Source organism: Sulfitobacter dubius (assembly GCF_027214245.1).
Classification (GTDB): Bacteria; Pseudomonadota; Alphaproteobacteria; order Rhodobacterales; family Rhodobacteraceae; genus Sulfitobacter; species Sulfitobacter dubius_A.
Map to the genome: position 1 here is coordinate 209,870 of NZ_JAPWHM010000001.1, position 14,326 is coordinate 224,195.

General features: G+C 61.9%; 13 protein-coding genes. 8 read left to right on the top strand and 5 right to left on the bottom strand.

Translation table 11 applies throughout. The features are described from left to right. Positions 1–9: 9 nt before the first annotated feature. From O4H31_RS01070 to O4H31_RS01080, 3 genes are all read right to left on the bottom strand, one after another. The gene (locus O4H31_RS01070) at positions 10–1,893 is read right to left on the bottom strand and encodes a polysaccharide biosynthesis protein (RefSeq protein WP_269341934.1); all 1,884 of its coding nucleotides are present in this window, start codon (positions 1,891–1,893) and stop codon (positions 10–12) included. A 243-nt stretch (positions 1,894–2,136) separates the two neighbouring features. Next, positions 2,137–2,748: a sugar transferase gene (locus O4H31_RS01075; RefSeq protein WP_269341936.1), complete on the bottom strand. Its 612-nt coding sequence runs from the start codon at positions 2,746–2,748 to the stop codon at positions 2,137–2,139. Positions 2,749–2,758: 10 nt separating this feature from the next. After that, positions 2,759–3,643 carry an NAD-dependent epimerase/dehydratase family protein gene (locus tag O4H31_RS01080; RefSeq protein ID WP_269341938.1) on the bottom strand — a complete coding sequence of 295 codons (885 nt, stop codon included), beginning with the start codon at positions 3,641–3,643 and terminating at the stop codon, positions 2,759–2,761. Positions 3,644–3,795: 152 nt separating this feature from the next. Here O4H31_RS01080 and O4H31_RS01085 point away from each other — a divergent pair, with 152 nt between their 5' ends. Together O4H31_RS01085 and O4H31_RS19650 are read left to right on the top strand one after the other, a co-directional pair. Then, a complete protein-coding gene (locus tag O4H31_RS01085) occupies positions 3,796–4,767 on the top strand; it encodes a polysaccharide biosynthesis/export family protein (RefSeq protein WP_331283694.1) in 972 nt (323 codons plus the stop codon). After that, positions 4,739–4,915 carry a hypothetical protein gene (locus O4H31_RS19650; protein WP_331283695.1) on the top strand — a complete coding sequence of 59 codons (177 nt, stop codon included), beginning with the start codon at positions 4,739–4,741 and terminating at the stop codon, positions 4,913–4,915. The genes O4H31_RS01085 and O4H31_RS19650 overlap by 29 nt, the downstream gene beginning before the upstream one ends. A gap of 6 nt (positions 4,916–4,921) precedes the next feature. On the opposite strand, the gene O4H31_RS01090 is transcribed toward O4H31_RS19650, so the two are convergent. Further along, the gene (locus tag O4H31_RS01090; RefSeq protein ID WP_269341940.1) at positions 4,922–6,166 is read right to left on the bottom strand and encodes a glycosyltransferase family 4 protein; all 1,245 of its coding nucleotides are present in this window, start codon (positions 6,164–6,166) and stop codon (positions 4,922–4,924) included. Between the two features lie 123 nt (positions 6,167–6,289). Between O4H31_RS01090 and ade the strand changes: the two genes are divergently transcribed. The 6 genes from ade (at position 6,290) to msrA (ending at position 12,282) form a co-directional block, all read left to right on the top strand. Continuing rightward, positions 6,290–8,092 carry an adenine deaminase gene (gene ade, locus O4H31_RS01095; RefSeq protein WP_269341942.1) on the top strand — a complete coding sequence of 601 codons (1,803 nt, stop codon included), beginning with the start codon at positions 6,290–6,292 and terminating at the stop codon, positions 8,090–8,092. After that, on the top strand, positions 8,089–9,552 hold the full coding sequence (locus tag O4H31_RS01100) for an AMP nucleosidase (protein WP_269341944.1): 1,464 nt from the start codon (positions 8,089–8,091) through the stop codon (positions 9,550–9,552). The genes ade and O4H31_RS01100 overlap by 4 nt, the downstream gene beginning before the upstream one ends. Positions 9,553–9,679: 127 nt before the next feature. Then, positions 9,680–9,967, top strand: coding sequence for an HU family DNA-binding protein (locus O4H31_RS01105; protein ID WP_007118569.1), 288 nt, complete (start codon positions 9,680–9,682; stop codon positions 9,965–9,967). Positions 9,968–10,377: 410 nt separating this feature from the next. Beyond that, positions 10,378–11,247: a DMT family transporter gene (locus O4H31_RS01110; protein ID WP_067942611.1), complete on the top strand. Its 870-nt coding sequence runs from the start codon at positions 10,378–10,380 to the stop codon at positions 11,245–11,247. Positions 11,248–11,326: 79 nt separating this feature from the next. Further along, positions 11,327–11,776: a peptide-methionine (R)-S-oxide reductase MsrB gene (msrB, locus tag O4H31_RS01115; RefSeq protein WP_067624619.1), complete on the top strand. Its 450-nt coding sequence runs from the start codon at positions 11,327–11,329 to the stop codon at positions 11,774–11,776. Further along, the gene (gene msrA / locus O4H31_RS01120; protein ID WP_269341954.1) at positions 11,773–12,282 is read left to right on the top strand and encodes a peptide-methionine (S)-S-oxide reductase MsrA; all 510 of its coding nucleotides are present in this window, start codon (positions 11,773–11,775) and stop codon (positions 12,280–12,282) included. The genes msrB and msrA overlap by 4 nt, the downstream gene beginning before the upstream one ends. Positions 12,283–12,311: 29 nt before the next feature. Here msrA and O4H31_RS01125 read toward each other — a convergent pair whose 3' ends face one another. After that, complete coding sequence (locus tag O4H31_RS01125) at positions 12,312–14,318, bottom strand: hydantoinase/oxoprolinase family protein (protein WP_269341956.1); 2,007 nt, start codon at positions 14,316–14,318, stop codon at positions 12,312–12,314. Positions 14,319–14,326 lie beyond the last annotated feature (8 nt).

Below are 14,326 nucleotides of genomic sequence, written 5' to 3' on the forward strand. Positions count from 1 at the left end.
ACGGTCGGATCAGGAGGATTTTCTCAGCGCCTCGGGCGGGGCGAAGCCTTCGACCCAGCGGTAGACAACCTGACGGGCCAGATCTTCGTCATTGGCAACAAGTGCTTCACGCAAGTCCCGCAGGACCGAGGCGATTTCCAGTTCGTTCAATCCGTTTTCCCGCGCGGAGTAGATCTTGGGATGCGCCGTGTTGATGAGCAAACCGCTCAGCGTCAGCTCCTCGGTCATCTTCTCGCCGGGGCGCAGGCCGGTGATCTCGATCTCGATATCGCCGTCGGGGTTGTCTTCGTCCCGGACGGTATAACCAGCCGTTTCAATTACTTGCCGCGCAAGTTTCAAGATGGGCACAGGCTTGCCCATGTCCAGAACAAAGACCTCGCCCCCTTGGGCCAGCGATCCAGCCTGCAAGACCAGACGCACGGCCTCTTCCACCGTCATAAAGTAGCGCGCCACGCCCCGATCCGTCACCGTCAACGGGCCGCCGCGGCTAACCTGCTCTTGAAACAGCGGCACGACAGACCCGGACGACCCCAACACATTGCCAAAGCGGACCATGGAAAAGATGACACCGCCCTCGCCGCCATATTTGCGCGCCATATCTTGAATGACGAGTTCGGCAAGCCGCTTGGACCCACCCATGATATTGGTCGGGCGCACGGCCTTATCGGTCGATACCAGAATGAAACGCTCCACGCCCGCGCGGGCGGCCTGCTCGGCCAGCGCCTGTGTGCCCAGAACATTGTTCACCAGCCCCGAAAGCGGGTTCGCCTCGACCAGCGGGACATGTTTATAGGCGGCGGCATGAAGGATCACATTGACCCCGTGCTGCGACAGCACTTTGCGCAGCTGCCGGGTATCCGTGACCGTACCCAGGACCGAGACGATTTCGATGTCGCTGCCCTCGGCCAACTGCCGGATCTCCATGTCGGCGTTGTAGAGGGCCAGTTCGCTCAGTTCGAAAAGCACCAGTTTGGTGGGCCGACAAAGCAGAACCTGACGGCAAAGCTCCGACCCGATGGAGCCGCCTGCACCTGAGACAAAAACCACCTTACCGGCATAGCTCTCTCCGCCTTCGTTGATCAAAGGGGTGATTTCATCGCGGTTCAGGAACCGACGCGGAGAAACGGGGGAAAGCTTGTCGACCAAAGCCTCTTCCCCGATCAGTTGTGCGAAGGACGGAAGGGTCTGCACCTCCAGACCCAGCTTCTCCAACCGTCGGGCGATCTGCGCCTGTTTGGGGGTGCTCAGCGAGGGCACGGCCAGCAACACGCGGTCGATCTGCTTTTCGACGACAAGTTCAGCGATGCCGCGCGAGGAATAGACCGGCAGTTTTGAGACGTTGAGCCCTTGCAGCGCAATGTTGTCATCGACAAAGGCAATAGGCTCAATCGTTTCATGCCCGCGCAGCGCCGAGACCAGCTGTGTCCCCGTGGTGCCCGCGCCATAAATCAGGACACGGCAGCGCGCGTCGCCGGTACGGTAGATTTGCAGCACGATATGCAACAAGATCACCCGCGACAGCACCACCAGAGAGAAAAAGATCGCCCCGAACATGATATGCACGCCCAGCGGGAAACCCAGCCTGAGAAGGGACGCGCCCAGCAGGGATACGCCCGCAAGGGTGGTCCCCAAAATAGCGGTGCTACCGACCGCTGCGGTCTCATAGGCGTTCAACTGTGTGCTACAGACCCCCAAGCGGATTGATACGAGCACACCAACAATTAGGGTAAGGGGTAAAACCGGAGCATAGTTGGCGAGTGTTTCGAGAAGATGCTCAGGCAGCCCCCGCACAGCCAAGGCGGCAATCGTGGAGACAACGATTAAAAGGGAATCGAGCGCCAACATGATCACGCGCTTTTGCCGTTTGGTCAGCGACTTGATGATGCTCAGCATGCGCCGTCTCCTGTCTACGTGTATATTAGCGACCGCGATGCGCCCGAAACGTATTAGTAGCTCTCTTTCGTCCATGGAGCTCTTTCTGAGCACCAGCAAGCGCAAAAACAGTAAATAGCGCTCAATGTGTCATCAATCGAATCTGGATTCGCTTAAATTTTCAGCAAACAATGCCACGATTTTGTTAAGAACACCAATTTTTAACTATTTGCCCCCCGGTAGCACTGCGGGCCACCGCCACCTTCATCTGCGTCTAAAAAGGTTGCTAATAGTTTGAAACACCAAATCAAAGTCATAACATGTGCTTTGATGGCGCTGATAAATCAGATCAAGTTGGGCTTTGCGCGGGACGCAGATACGACAATAGACACGGTCGGTCTCTTCCGGGGTCTCGCAGCGCGACAGCAGCCGTTCTTCATGTTTGTGGAACCGGATCGTGGCCAACCCGGTCACGCCGGGCCGCGATTTCAGAACCTCGGCATAGACCTCGGGAAAACGCTCCACATATTCGCGCAGCGGCGGGCGGGGACCGACAAAGCTTAGATCGCCGCGCAGGATATTCCAAAGCTGGGGGAACTCATCCAAGCGCCGCGCCCTGAGCCATGCGCCGGTGGGGGTGATCCGCGCGGCTTTGTTGCCCCCCGATACGCCCTGATCCTTCTCTGCCACGGTCATCGTACGCAGTTTCCAAAGGTTGAAACTCTGATCAGGCGTTTTCATCCGCTCGGCCACATGAAAAAGCGGCCGCCCCTCTTTCAGCAGCAGCCAGACCAGCAACCCCAGAAGGATCGGCCCCAAGATGACGACAAGCAGGCTGGCGAAGAACAGGTCGAAGATGCGCTTGTGCCACGTCATTGAAGGGTCTTCATCGTTTGTTCATATCCTGCTGCCATTCACGTACCAAACCGGCGGGCGTTTGAGTTTCTGGCGTGAAATCGACGTGGCATTCTAGCGCATTCGTATCCAGCCGCACCTCAGGAATGGCGGTGGCCGGGGCCGGTTTGGGCTGCCATGCCAGCCCCGCCGCATCAAGCAGCGCCCCCATTTGCACCGCGCCGGGGGCCGCGATATTCAAAACAGGCGGCAGGTCGTCCGCATGGCAGAGCGCGCAGAGCACTCGCGCCAAGGTCACCGGCCCGATATAGCTGCGGCTAGGCGTGGCGCCATCGGGGAAGCGATCAATCTGCATTGCCGGTTGCCAGCCGCCAAGGATCGCATCCGCGCCGGCCACATTGCCGATCCGCAGCGCGGTGACGGCAGTCTTGCCTTGCGCTTCTCGCACCGCTTGTTCCATCGCCAGCTTCTGCCTGCCGTACTCCGAAAGCGGAGCGCAGGGCATTTCCTCTCGCAGCGGACCGTCTTGCGCGCCATAGACCGCTGCCGAAGAGGCGACAAAAAACCGGGGGACCGCCGCCGCCTCTGCCAGTTTCAGCGCGGCGAGGGCGAGGGTGACGTTATCCTCCAACGGTGCGCCGCAGCCCCCCGCCCGGGCCGGGGTCACCCCGGCCAAAGAGATCACCGCCCGCGCCCCACGCGCGGCGGAAATCGCCGCATCGCTTGGCCTCTCTCCCGCTGCTGGCAGATCGAAATTGTAGAATCCGGGTCGTGGCTGCCGCGACTGGCTGCGCAGAGCCTCCGGTTCAGGCCAATGACGGCGCAGCATGCTGCCCAAACGCCCCGTCGCGCCCAGCAAGAGAACCGCGTCAAAATCCGCCGGGCCGCTTGAAACCGCGCTGTCTTTTGTAGTCATTGACGCCATAGGTTCAGCCTCTATCCTGAGGGACTAGAATTTCGGATGGGGGCCGGGTTTACAACATCCTTTGCAAGCCGCCAATTAACACTGCATACAGGCACAAGTACCCCGGTTTACCGGTGAAACACCAGAAAGCGACTGCGCATCTCATGAAGCACCTGAGCAAACTGTTCCTCTTGGCCCTGATGACCTTCTCGCTGGCGGCATGCAGCAACCTTCCGCGTGGGGCAGCCATCCAAAAAGAGGTCACCGAGGAAGCGGCCGCGCCGGATGCCGATATCGCCGTTTATCCCGTCACCCGTGCCTTCCTGCCCAGTGTTGCTCAGTGGCCCCGCACCGGCGAAAGACGCCATGGCTGGATCGGTGCCAGCCGAGGGTCGAACGCCCAAGTGATCCGCCCCGGTGATCGGTTGGACATTCTGGTTTGGGACAGCAGCGACAACTCGCTGCTGACGTCACCAAGCCAACAGGTTGCCACACTATCCGGCATTCGCGTCTCGGAGAGCGGGACGATTTTCATGCCCTATATCGGCAAGGTTCAGGTCTCGGGCCGGACCCCGGATTCAGCGCGGCAATTGCTTCAGCGTCGGCTTGAGACGATCGTGCCCTCGGCTCAAGTGCAACTGGCCATGACCGAAGGGCGCAGCAACTCCGTCGATCTGGTGAGCGGCGTGAGCAGCCCCGGCAACATCCTGATGCCCGACAATAACTTTACCGTGCTGGCGGCGATTTCGGCTGGTGGCGGGGTGCAAAGCGGCATCGAAAATCCGCAGGTCAAACTGCTGCGCGGCCCAAACATCTATACCACGTCGATCGACCGGCTTTACGAAAACCCCAGCCTTGATACCCGGCTGATCGGGGGCGACAAACTGATCATTGAGGATGACCGCCGTTACTTCCTGTCGCTGGGTGCCGCCGGAAGAGAGGCACAGTTTCCCTTCAACCGCGATGAGGTCTCTGCGCTGGATGCGCTGGCGATCATCGGGGGGGTAAACGAATCCCGCGCCGACCCCGAGGGCATCTTGATCCTGCGCGAATACCCCGCCAGCGCGGTCAGCGCCGGGGGCGCGCGGCCCGCGCCGCACGCGGGTGGTGTTCACGCTGGACCTGACCACATCTGACGGGCTGTTCTCGGCGCGGAATTTCCACATTCAATCTGGCGATCTGGTGCTTGCGACCGAAAGCCCACTATCGGACACGCGCACCATTCTGGGCCTCGTCGGATCGGTCTTTGGGCTGGTGAACACAGCTGGGAACCTTGGCAACTGATCCTCGCTAGCTTATCCGTTTGCTGTCGGGCACCAATGCGTTGATCCGCACGAGGTGTTCGGGCAGGCAGCGGGTAAGGAAATCGTAATGCTCAACCACATGCGCCCGCGCCGCCGGGCCGAGATGGGCGTGATCCTGCGGATTGGCAAGCACCTCCACCACCTGCGCCGCCAGTGCATCGGGGTCAAAGAAATCCACCAGCAGCCCGGTCTTGCCATGGCTCACCGCCTCGCGCACCGGGGCCACATCAGAGGCCACGATCGTCGCCTGCATCGACATGGCTTCGAGCAGGGACCAAGACAGCACGAAGGGCATCGTCAGATAGATGTGACAGCGGCTGATCTGCACCAGCTTCTTGAAGTCGGGATAGGGCACTTTGCCCACGAAATGCACGCGATCCCAATCGACCCTATCCTGCAACTCCGCCGCCATCTCTCCGCGCAGGCCGCCGGGATGATCGCTCTGCTTGCCGTAGCTGACCTCATTGCCGCCGACGATCACCACCCGCGCAGCGGGTCGCTCGGCCAAGATACGCGGCAGGGCGCGCATCATCGTGTGAAAGCCCCGCGTCTTTTCCAGATTGCGCGCGACATAGGTGATGATCTCATCCTCGCGCGTCACGGGCTCTGCCAGACGCCCCAACCGCAGGCTGACATCCGGGTCGGGCAATAGTTGATCGGTGCGGATGCCATCGTGGCAGACGTAAAGCTTGCGGTGAAAGCTTTCGGGAAAACGGTCACGTTGCCAATGGGTCGGACAGTGGCCCAGATCGACGGTTTCGATATTGGCCAGCGGCACGATATTGCGCGCATGGTTAAGATAAGGCGCATGGGCCGAGATTTTCTCGGCTGGATCAAAGCCGACCATGCCACCGGTCATGTTATAGTAATACTCGAAATAGCCGATGATCGGCACATCGGGCCAAAGCTCTTTGAAAAAGCTTAACTCCCCCCAACCGACGTGGCCGATGATGATGTCGGGGCGAAAGCCCTCTTGCGTTTCGATCTGCCGGGCCGCGTTGACGGCCCCGAAACCATTGCCCGAGGCTTCTTCCCAAACGCGCGACAGGCCATAGGCTTTGTCGTCGGGCCGATGATGGGGGCGGTAGACCCGGCTTTCGACGCCGGGCAGTTTTGGGGCGTTCTGACGCTGGGTCAGAAAATAAATCCGATGCCCGCCCGCCTGCGCCAGCCATTGCACCAACTCCCGGTATTGGCCGGGCATGTTCTGGTGCACAAAGAGAAAATTCATCAGATGGTTCCGTAAATGCCTTGGCCCCCAGTTAGCCGCAAGGGGCGCGTTCTGGCAACATCCCGCGCCCTTTCATATCGCGGGCCCGCTTGAACCTCCCCCGGCCCTATGGCACCTTTGGACATGACAGATAAAACGTTCCCCACTTGGCCCGATGTGGCCGCACAATTGGTCGAGGTCGCCGCTGGGCGGCGCGCGGCCGATACGATCATTACCGGCGGCATCTGGGTGAATGTGCACACCCGCGAATGCCTGCCCGATCACGACATCGCCATCGCCGCCGGGCGCATCGCCTTTGTCGGGCCGGATGCCAGCCACTGCCGCGGCGATGATACCCGCATCATTGAGGCCAATGGCCGCTATATGGTCCCCGGTCTTTGCGACGGGCATATGCATATTGAATCGACCATGCTCACCCCGGCGGAGTTCGCCCGCGCCGTGATCCCGCATGGCACGACATCGGCCTTCACCGACCCGCATGAGATCGCCAATGTGCTGGGGCTGAACGGCGTGCGCATGATGCATGACGAAGCGCTGATGCAGCCGATTAACATCTTCACGCAAATGCCCTCCTGCGCGCCTTCGGCTCCGGGGCTGGAAACCACGGGTTTTGAGATCACCGCCGAGGATGTTGCCGAGGCAATGGCATGGCCCGGCATCGTCGGCTTGGGCGAAATGATGAACTTCCCCGGTGTCAGCAATGCCGACCCGCAAATGCTGGCCGAGATTGCAGCGACGCAACGCGCGGGCAAGACCGTGGGCGGGCATTACGCTTCTCCCGACCTCGGCCCCGCCTTTGCTGCCTATGTGGCGGGCGGTCCGGCGGATGACCATGAGGGCACCTGCGAAGCCGACGCCGTGGCGCGGATGCGGCAGGGCATGCGGTCGATGATCCGGCTCGGCTCGGCGTGGTATGACGTGAAGACGCAGATCACCGCGATCACCGAAAAGGGGCTCGATCCGCGCAACATGATCCTGTGCACCGATGACAGCCACTCGGGCACCATCACCAACGAAGGGCATATGAACCGGGTGGTGCGTCATGCCATCGACTGCGGCTGCGATCCGTTGATTGCCTTGCAAATGGCGACGATCAACACCGCGACGCATTTCGGGTTGGAGCGTGAGATCGGCTCACTCACACCCGGCCGCCGAGCAGATGTGATCCTGACATCGGACCTTGCGAGCTTCCCGGTAGAGACGGTGATCGCGCGTGGCGACGTGGTCGCGGAAGATGGCAAATGCCTTGTCGATTGCCCGCATTTCGACTGGCCTAACAATGCTCGCCAGACCGTAAACATGGCCCGAGACCTGAGCGCCGACGACTTCGACATCGCCGCACCCGAAGGCGCGAACGCAGTCACCGCCAATGTCATCGGCGTGGTCGAAAACCAAGCGCCTACACGCGCGCTGAAGTTTGAACTGCCCGTGACCGAAGGCCGCGTGCAGGGCACTGGCGAGGTTTGCCAGATCGCACTGGTCGAACGCCACCGCGCCACCGGGAAGGTGACCAACGCTTTCGTCTCGGGATTCGGCTATGAGGGGCGCATGGCCATGGCCTCGACCGTGGCGCATGACAGCCACCACATGATCGTCGTGGGCACCGATGCCGAGCAGATGGCGCTGGCCGCCAACCGCCTGCGCGAAGTCGGCGGAGGCATCACGATCTTCCGCGAAGGCGAGGAACTGGCGCTCGTTGCCCTGCCCATCGCCGGGTTGATGTCTGACCGCCCTGCCGCTGAGGTCGCCGCCGATGCCGAAGCCCTTGTGCAGGCGATGATCGACTGTGGCTGCAAGCTGAACAACGCCTATATGCAGCATTCGCTTTTGGCCCTTGTGGTGATCCCTGAGTTGCGGATCTCGGACCTTGGGCTGGTCGATGTGCAGAAATTTGAAATCATCCCATTGTTAGAGCCGCAAACATGACAACGATCCTGACCCCGGACACCCCGAACCCGGAAAGCTTCCGCGATGCGACCGCTGCCGTGGACCGCCTGACCGAACTCTATCAGCAGGCCACGACCTTCCTGCATGATGCCTTTGCCAAGGCGATGGAGACTTCGGCCCCCAATGCCCGCGTGCGTGCCTTTTATCCCGAACTGCGGTTTCGCACCTCGTCTTATGCCCACGTCGATACGCGGCTGTCTTTCGGGCATGTCTCCTCCCCCGGCACCTTCGCCGCGACGATCACCCGGCCTGATCTGTTTCGGAATTACCTGATCCAGCAGATCGGCCTGTTGATCGAAAACCACGATCAGCCGGTGATCGTCGGCCCCTCGACCACGCCGATCCCGGTGCATTTTGCCATGTCCGGCGACAACGCGCTGAACGTACCGCAAGAGGGTGCCGCCGATTTCACCCTGCGCGATGTCTTTGACGTGCCGGACCTGTCGACCACCAATGACGATATCGTTAACGGCACCTATGTGCCCGAGGACGACGTGCGCCCGCTCGCGCCCTTTACCGCGCAGCGGGTCGATTACTCGCTCGCGCGGCTGGCGCATTACACGGCCACGGACCCCGAGCATTTCCAGACCCATGTGCTGTTCACCAACTACCAGTTCTATGTGACCGAGTTCGAGCAATACGCCCGCGAGATGCTGCGCGACCCGGAAAGCGGCTATACCGCCTTTGTCTCGACCGGCAATGCCGAGATCACCGATCCCGATGCCCCCTTGGCAGAGACGCTGAAGACCCCGCAGATGCCGACCTATCACCTGAAACGCGCCGACGGTTCGGGCATCACACTGGTCAATATCGGCGTCGGCCCATCCAACGCCAAAACAGCGACCGATCATATCGCCGTGCTGCGCCCCCATGCGTGGCTGATGGTCGGCCACTGTGCCGGGCTGCGCAATACGCAGGCTCTGGGCGACTTCGTGCTGGCGCATGGCTACCTGCGCGAGGATCACGTTCTGGATGACGACCTGCCGGTCTGGGTGCCGATCCCGGCGCTGGCCGAGATCCAGATCGCGTTGGAGCAGTCGGTGGCGCAGGTCACCCAGCTTGAGGGCTATGAGCTTAAACGCATCATGCGCACCGGCACCGTCGCCACCATCGACAACCGCAACTGGGAATTGCGCGACCAATCCGGCCCGGTGCAGCGGTTGAGCCAATCCCGCGCCGTGGCGCTGGATATGGAAAGTGCCACCATCGCGGCAAACGGCTATCGCTTCCGGGTGCCCTATGGCACGCTGCTGTGTGTGTCGGACAAACCGCTGCATGGGGAGTTGAAACTGCCTGGCATGGCTTCGGACTTCTACAAGACCCAAGTTGCCCGCCATCTGATGATCGGCATCCGCGCCATGGAGCTGCTGCGCCGCATGCCGCTGGAGCGGATCCACAGCCGGAAACTTCGATCCTTCGACGAAACGGCGTTCCTATAGGGCCGAAAACAGCGGAAAATCGCATGTTTTCGCGTTTATAGCGCCACTATTCGTTGTGTTATCCCACAACATACCGTTACATTCCGGCCATGAGGCCCTAAAAAGCGGGCAGTCTAAGGAGAATAAAATGGCAAAACCGATGACCAAGACCCAGCTCGTTGCTGCTCTGGCAGAAGAGATGGACACAGACAAGAAATCCGCAGGCGCAGCGCTCGACGCCGTTTGCAACCTGATCACCCGTGAAGTGTCCGCCGGCGGTGCCGTGACCCTGCCGGGCGTTGGCAAAATCTATTGCCGTGAGCGCCCCGAGCGGATGGTCCGCAACCCCGCCACTGGCGAGCAATTTAAAAAAGACGCCGACAAAGTGGTCAAGATGACCATCGCGAAGGCACTGAAGGACAGCGTGAACGAGTAAGCCCTGGGCTGAATGTTTGCGAAAGGGTCGTCTTCGGGCGGCCCTTTTTTGTGAGAATACTGAGGGCCGTCGCCCGCCCGCATCTTTGCGATCTCGCACCTCTTCCGTATAAAGATACCGCAAGACAGGGTCATCGCCTGCCTGCGGGTCGGCGATCCAACGCTAGCTTCGTGCCACTTTATGGCTCAGCCATGATGTGAGGTCGCGAGGTTCTACCCAGCCTCGCCATATCGCCTACCCGGGGGGCGGGCGGGCGATGGCCCGGCGCCTACGGCTTGTCTCCGGGCCGGGTGGTATACATTAAAACCGGACATTCCTACCCCCCCCCTCCACAACATCCCACCAAACCCACCTTGTCCTCCGCCAACAAACCCGCCATTGCTTAGCAAGTTCAGCACAGGGGGCATTTCATGGACATCCGCGCAATTCTCATGGGACTGGCCTTTGCCGTGATGTGGTCCTCGGCCTTCACCTCTGCCCGCATCATCGTGATGGATGCCTCGCCCCTGCTGGCTCTCTCTCTGCGCTACTTGATCTCTGGCCTGATCGGCGTCGGAATCGCGCTGGCCTTGGGGCAAAGCTGGCGACTCACTCCCGCGCAATGGCGGGCGACGATCATCTTCGGCGTGCTGCAAAACGCGGTCTATCTCGGTCTCAACTTCATCGCCATGCAGACCATTGAGGCCTCCCTCGCCGCGATCATCGCCTCCACCATGCCGCTTCTTGTGGGCTTCGCCGCATGGGCGTTCTTGGGCGAAAAGCTGCGCCCCTTGGGCATTGCGGGACTGTTTGCCGGTGTCATTGGCGTCGCCATCATCATGGGCGCGCGCCTTGGCGGGCAGGTCGACCTCTATGGCCTCATCCTTTGCGCCATCGGCGTGGTGGCCCTCACCGCAGCCACCCTGCTTGTGCGCGGCGCGACCTCGGGCGGCAACTTCCTCATGGTGGTGGGCCTGCAAATGCTTGTCGGCTGCGTGGCCCTCTCCATCGCCACCCTGCTGTTCGAGACGCCCCGCATCGACCCCAGCCTGCGCCTCACTCTCGCCTTCGCCTATACCTGCCTCGTCCCCGGCCTTGCCGCCACTGTGGTCTGGTTCTGGCTGGTCAACCGCATCGGGGCGACGCGGGCGGCGACCTTTCACTTTCTCAACCCGTTCTTCGGCGTGGCCATCGCGGCCCTGCTGCTGGGCGAAACGCTGGGTCCGCGCGACATCCTTGGGGTCGCCATCATCGCAGGGGGCATCCTTGCCGTGCAGATCTCGCGGCAACGCAAGGCATAACGCCAGTGTGAGCCGCAAACCCTTTGAATTTCACCGCCACACCCCATCTAATAGGCCAAGCCCATGAATGGAGGACGCCATGCCCCAATACGAAAAAACCAACGCCGCGATTGATGCGCTGAGCCCCGAAGAATTCCACGTCACGCAGCGCAGCGGCACCGAACGCCCCGGCACCGGCAAATACCTGAACAACAAAGAGCCGGGCATCTACGTCGACATCGTCTCGGGCGAGCCTTTGTTCGCCAGCGGTGACAAATACGAAAGCGGCTGTGGCTGGCCCAGCTTTACCAAACCGATTGTGCCTGCCTATGTCGAAGAGTTGGAAGACGCCTCGCTCGGCATGGTCCGCACCGAGGTGCGCAGCAAACACGGCGACAGCCACCTTGGCCACGTCTTTCCCGACGGCCCACCGGATCGCGGCGGGCTGCGCTATTGCATCAACTCCGCCTCTTTGCGCTTCGTGCACCGTGACGACATGGAGGCCGAAGGCTATGGCGAGTATCTCAACCAAGTGGAGAATGTGACATGACAACCGAACGCGCAGTATTGGCTGGTGGCTGTTTCTGGGGGATGCAAGATCTGATCCGCCGCCGCCCCGGTGTGGTCTCGACCCGCGTCGGCTATACCGGCGGCGACGTGCCCAATGCGACCTACCGCAACCACGGCACCCATGCCGAAGCGATCGAGATCAACTTCGACCCCGAAAAGACCTCCTACCGCGAGTTGCTGGAGTTCTTCTTTCAGATCCACGACCCCACCACGATGAACCGTCAGGGCAATGACCGTGGGATGAGCTACCGTTCCGCGATCTACTATGTCGACGATAAACAAAATGCGGTCGCCGAAGATACCATCGCCGATGTCGAAGCCTCTGGCCTGTGGCCGGGCAAAGTCGTGACCGAGATCGAACCCGTCGGCGATTTCTGGGAAGCAGAGCCAGAGCATCAAGACTATCTGGAACGTCTGCCCAATGGCTACACCTGCCATTTCCCGCGCGCCGATTGGGTGCTGCCCAAACGCGCAGCGGCTGAGTAACGGTGCTGCCCCCGGCACCGCGCCGGGGGTCAGCCCGCCGCCACGCGCGGCCGCCCCGAGGCTTCGACGGTAAGCGCGGCCTCGACAAACACCTCCCGCCCCTCAATCTCGGCCATACGAATATCGCGCGTCACGTGGCACTCGATCTGTTCGGCCCCGGCTGACTGGGCCCGCGCGCGGGCGGTTTCGGTCAAAGCAGTCTCTGCTTCGGCCAGAGCGCGTTCGGCATTCGGGAAATCCTGTGGGCCATCGGCCAGATGAACGCGAAATACCCCTTCGTGCGGGACGGTGACAGTGCCGCTTTCACGCATGATCACCCGCCCCACCACCGCACCGATGGCATTGGCGACATGGGCGTGGTCGGGCAGGATCATCCCGCTCCCCAGTCTCTTTCCGACCGCCGGGTAGTAGGTCGCCGCCGAAGCGCCCAAGCCCACGACAGGCAAGTTCAGGCCCGCATCAATCCGCAGCACGCCGCGATGCCCCGACAGGCCACGCTGCAACAAAACATGCCGTGCCAAGGTCTCGGGCGGCAGGTCGAAGGCGGGGGATTCTTCGGCGAAAGCAGTCTCTAACAGGGTCAAAGCGGTCTGATCGGTCAGCTGATCGATGATGATTTTGGCAAGGCTCTCGGGCTCGGGGCAGAACCGCAGGCCCGAGCCGCCGCGCTTGCGTCCGAACAACGCCAACGCCTTATGCGCAGCCACACTGTCCCATGCGACAAGATGCCCGGCGACATGGCTCGCATCACTGGGCGTAACCCCCGCCACCTGCACCAGCCCGCGCGCCACCAGCCGGGCCAAAGCACCCTGTTCGACCCGGTTCCGCAGCACGTCGCCCAAGGGCCAGACATCGGTGCCGATCCGCTTCAGCAGGGCCAAGTCGCGGGGGGCCAGACCTTCGACTTCCTGACCCGACACAGCCCGCACAAAACGGCCATCATGCTCTTCCACTACACTCCGCCGCAGTTGGGCGTCCAAAGCTCTATGCACCACCTCGCCCGCCTCCACCGCGAGGAGAGAGACCGGCAGCAGCCGCTTCGGCCCAAGGGTCACGCCCGCGGTCAGACCTTGGGACGTGAAATGCACCTCGCTGTCACCGCCCAAGCCACGGGTCCGCATCGCCACCGCCTCGACCATGGTTCGATAGGGGCCAACCTGCGCACCCGCCGGATCAATTGCCGGGCGACCGTCGCGCAACAGCGCTACATCGGTCGTCGTCCCACCGATATCCGACACCAGCGCCGTCTCTGCCCCGGTCAACCAGCGTGCGCCCACGAGCGACGCGGCAGGGCCGCTGAGAATCGTCTCGATCGGGCGCTCGCGGGCCTGTGCGCTCGACATCAAGGCACCGTCACCGCGCACCACCATCATCGGGGCGTTGATGCCCAAGCTGCGCAACTGATCCTCAGCCCGGCCAATCAGCCGGTCGATCATGCCGATCAGCCGCGCGTTCAGCAAAGCCGTCAGCGCCCGCTTCGGCCCGTTCAGCTTGGCCGAAAGACTATGAGACGCCGACACCGGACGCCCCGTGACCGCTGCCACCAGTTCTGCAACCCGCTGCTCGTGGGCCGGATTGCGCGTGGCGAATTGGCTGGCCACGGCAAAGCCGCTTACGTCGGCCTCATGCGTCTCTAAAAAGGCGATTAGCGCTGCTTCGTCGAGCGGTGCAACCTCGGCCCCCGCATGGTCGTGCCCGCCAGCCAGCAGCAGGCAAGGGTCACCTCGCAGCGCCTCCGACAGCCCATGCGCCTCAAGATCCGCCGCGCGAAACCCGACATAGATCAGCGCCACACGGCCACCCTGCCCTTCGACCAGCGCGTTGGTCGCCAGCGTGGTGGAGAGCGAAGCCATGGCGATCTGATCCGCCGCCACACCGGACTGCGCCAGCACTGCGCTGACCGCATTGCCCACGCCAACAGCCAGATCGGCGCGGGTCGTCAGCGCCTTGGCCGAGGCGATCACCTCTGTCTCATCGCGGATCAGCACCGCGTCGGTATAGGTGCCGCCCGTGTCCACACCCAATAACACCGCCATGGGCGTGC

What these genes read in the sequence shown, in the direction of transcription:
- O4H31_RS01070 (WP_269341934.1), bottom strand. Translation starts at nt 1,893, where the DNA reads ATGCTGAGCATCATCAAGTCGCTGACCAAACGGCAAAAGCGCGTGATC.
- msrA (WP_269341954.1), top strand. Translation starts at nt 11,773, where the DNA reads ATGACAACCGAACGCGCAGTATTGGCTGGTGGCTGTTTCTGGGGGATG.
- O4H31_RS01100 (WP_269341944.1), top strand. Translation starts at nt 8,089, where the DNA reads ATGACAACGATCCTGACCCCGGACACCCCGAACCCGGAAAGCTTCCGC.
- O4H31_RS01080 (WP_269341938.1), bottom strand. Translation starts at nt 3,643, where the DNA reads ATGACTACAAAAGACAGCGCGGTTTCAAGCGGCCCGGCGGATTTTGAC.
- O4H31_RS01105 (WP_007118569.1), top strand. Translation starts at nt 9,680, where the DNA reads ATGGCAAAACCGATGACCAAGACCCAGCTCGTTGCTGCTCTGGCAGAA.
- O4H31_RS01110 (WP_067942611.1), top strand. Translation starts at nt 10,378, where the DNA reads ATGGACATCCGCGCAATTCTCATGGGACTGGCCTTTGCCGTGATGTGG.
- O4H31_RS01125 (WP_269341956.1), bottom strand. Translation starts at nt 14,318, where the DNA reads ATGGCGGTGTTATTGGGTGTGGACACGGGCGGCACCTATACCGACGCG.
- O4H31_RS01085 (WP_331283694.1), top strand. Translation starts at nt 3,796, where the DNA reads ATGAAGCACCTGAGCAAACTGTTCCTCTTGGCCCTGATGACCTTCTCG.
- O4H31_RS01090 (WP_269341940.1), bottom strand. Translation starts at nt 6,166, where the DNA reads ATGAATTTTCTCTTTGTGCACCAGAACATGCCCGGCCAATACCGGGAG.
- ade (WP_269341942.1), top strand. Translation starts at nt 6,290, where the DNA reads ATGACAGATAAAACGTTCCCCACTTGGCCCGATGTGGCCGCACAATTG.
- O4H31_RS01075 (WP_269341936.1), bottom strand. Translation starts at nt 2,748, where the DNA reads ATGACGTGGCACAAGCGCATCTTCGACCTGTTCTTCGCCAGCCTGCTT.
- msrB (WP_067624619.1), top strand. Translation starts at nt 11,327, where the DNA reads ATGCCCCAATACGAAAAAACCAACGCCGCGATTGATGCGCTGAGCCCC.